This window comes from Streptomyces sp. SM10 (assembly GCF_002910915.1).
Classification (GTDB): domain Bacteria; phylum Actinomycetota; class Actinomycetes; order Streptomycetales; family Streptomycetaceae; genus Streptomyces.
In genome coordinates this window covers 1-2785 of record NZ_NEUF01000065.1, presented here as the reverse complement: position 1 = coordinate 2785, position 2785 = coordinate 1, and the positions used below count along the sequence as shown (strand labels likewise).

The 2785-nt window shown below is 68.2% G+C and carries 1 protein-coding gene; it reads left to right on the top strand.

Annotated elements, in window-relative coordinates; all coding sequences use genetic code 11:
- Positions 1–2785 (top strand): type I polyketide synthase (locus B9S57_RS36195; protein ID WP_146057729.1); only part of this gene is annotated, 2785 nt, incomplete at both ends.

Genomic DNA, 2785 nt, shown 5'->3' with positions numbered 1-2785 from the left:
TCCTGGCGTTATCGGGTGGTGTGGAAGTCGGTTGGGGGTGTGGTGTCGGAGTCGCTCCCGGGTGGTTGGCTTGTGGTGTGTGGGTCGGGTGTGGTTGATGGCCCGGTGGTGTCGGGGTTGGTGGCTCGTGGTGCGGGTGTGTTGGTGGTCGATGGTGTTGTTGACGGTGGGGTGTTGGGGGAGCGTCTGGTAGGCGTTTCGGGCGTGGTGTCGTTGTTGGATGCTGCGGGGACGTTGGGGTTGGTTCAGGTTCTGGCCGGTGTGGGTGTGCCGGTGCGTGTGTGGTGTGTGACCAGTGGTGCGGTGTCGGTGGGTCGTGCTGATGGTGTGGTGGATCCGTTGGGTGCTCAGGTGTGGGGTCTGGGGCGTGTGGCGGGGCTGGAGTTGCCTCAGGTGTGGGGTGGGCTGGTCGATGTCGCGGGGGTTGTGGACGAGCGTGTGCTGGGCCGGTTGTGTGGGGTGTTGGCCGGTGGGGGTGGTGAGGATCAGGTAGCGGTGCGGGGCTCGGGTGTGTTCGGGCGTCGTGTGGTGCGTGCCCCGGGGTCGGGTGGGGGTGCGGGTGTTGTTGTGGGTGGGACGGTGTTGGTGACGGGGGGTTCGGGTGCCTTGGGTGGGCATGTGGCCCGGTGGGTGGTGGGTGAGGGTGCCGGCCGTGTGGTGTTGGTGAGCCGTGGTGGTTCGGTTTCGGGGGAGCTGGTCTCTGAGTTGGAGGGGCTGGGTGCCGAGGTTGTGGTCGCTGCGTGTGATGTGAGTGATCGGGGTGCTCTGGCGGGGCTGGTGGAGGAGGTCGAGTCGGTCGGCGGTCCGGTGCGCGCGGTGTTCCATGCGGCGGGGGTCGGTCAGATGACCGGTCTGGTGGGTATGACGGCGGATGAGTTTTCCGGGGTGTTGCGTGCGAAGGTGACGGGTGCGGACAACCTTGATGCGGTTTTCGGTGACCGTGGTCTGGATGCGTTCGTGTTGTTCTCGTCGATCAGCGCGGTCTGGGGCAGTGGTGGTCAGGGCGCTTATGCGGCGGCCAACGCGCATCTCGATGCCTTGGCCGAGCGGCGCCGGGCCCGCGGTCTGACCGCCACCTCCATCGCCTGGGGCCCCTGGGGACAGGGCGGCATGATCGAGGACATCGGCGAAGCCGAACTGCGGCGGCGCGGCCTGACCACGATGGCTCCGTCGACAGCGATCACCGCGCTGCACCGGGCGTTGACCGAGGACGATGTGCATGTGGCGGTCGCCGACGTCGACTGGGAACTCTTCGCGCCCGCCTTCACCGCCCTGCGACCGAGCCCGCTCCTCGACGGTCTGCCCGAGGTGCGGCAGATCCTGGAGCGTGCCGAGGCCCCGGCAGAGGAATCCGCCTTCAAGCAGCACCTGGCAGTTCTCGCCGCACCGGAACGTGATGCGGAACTGCTCGAACTCGTCCGCCGCGAGGCCGCAGTCGTCCTGGGACACCGCAGCGCAGAAGACGTCCCCTCCGACCGCGCCTTCCAACAGCTCGGCTTCGACTCACTCACCGCCGTCGAGCTGCGCAACAGGCTCACAGCGGCGACCGGTCTTTCCCTGCCGTCGACACTGATCTTCGACTATCCGACTCCGGTGGTCCTCGCCGGCCACATCCGCACAGAGGTGTTCGGAGAGGCAGCAGAGGCTCGGGCCACGGCATTGGTGACCAGGGAGTATGCCGAGGACCCGATCGTCATCGTCGGGATGAGCTGCCGGTTCCCCGGCGGGGTGGCTTCACCTGAAGAGTTGTGGGCCCTGCTCGAGTCCGGAGGCGACGGGATCTCGGGCTTTCCGGAGGACCGCAACTGGGACGTGGGCGCGCTCTACGACCCTGACCCCCAGAGCGTGGGGACGTCGTACGTCTCGGAGGGCGGTTTCCTCCACAACGCGGCGGAGTTCGACCCCAGTTTCTTCGGGATCTCGCCGCGTGAGGCGCTGGCGATGGACCCCCAGCAGCGGCTGTTGCTCGAAGCGTCCTGGGAGGCCTTCGAGCGAGCAGGTATCGACCCGACTTCCCTCCAGGGCAACCGGGTCGGTGTGTTCACAGGAACCAACGGCCAGGATTACGGTTACGTCCTGGGCGGCGCTGGCGACTCCGTCGTCGGCTACGGCGCCACCGGAAGCTCCGCCAGTGTCCTGTCCGGACGCATTGCGTACACCCTGGGTCTCGAGGGCCCGGCGGTGACGGTGGACACTGCGTGTTCCTCGTCCCTGGTAGCCCTGCACCTTGCCGTGCAGGCGCTGAGGGAGGGCGAGTGCACCATGGCGCTGGCCAGTGGTGTGACCGTCATGTCGATGCCAGGTGCCTTCGTGGAGTTCTCCCGGCAGGGCGGTCTGGCACCGGACGGCCGGTGCAAGGCGTTCGCCGATGCGGCGGACGGCACCGGCTGGGGTGAAGGTGTGGGCATGCTCCTGGTGGAGCGGCTGTCGGACGCGCGGCACCATGGGCACGAGGTGCTGGCCGTGGTGCGGGGCAGCGCGGTGAACCAGGATGGCGCGTCCAACGGTCTGACCGCGCCGAACGGCCCCGCGCAGCAGCGGGTGATCAGGCAGGCCTTGACGAGCGCGAGCTTGAACGCCTCGCAGGTGGACGCGGTGGAGGCGCACGGTACGGGCACGCGGTTGGGTGACCCGATCGAGGCGCAGGCGCTGCTCGCGACGTATGGGCAGGAGCGGTCGGATGACCGTCCGCTGCTGCTGGGGTCGGTCAAGTCGAACATCGGTCACACGCAGGCGGCGGCGGGCGTGGCCGGGATCATCAAGATGGTGTTGGCGATGCGGCATG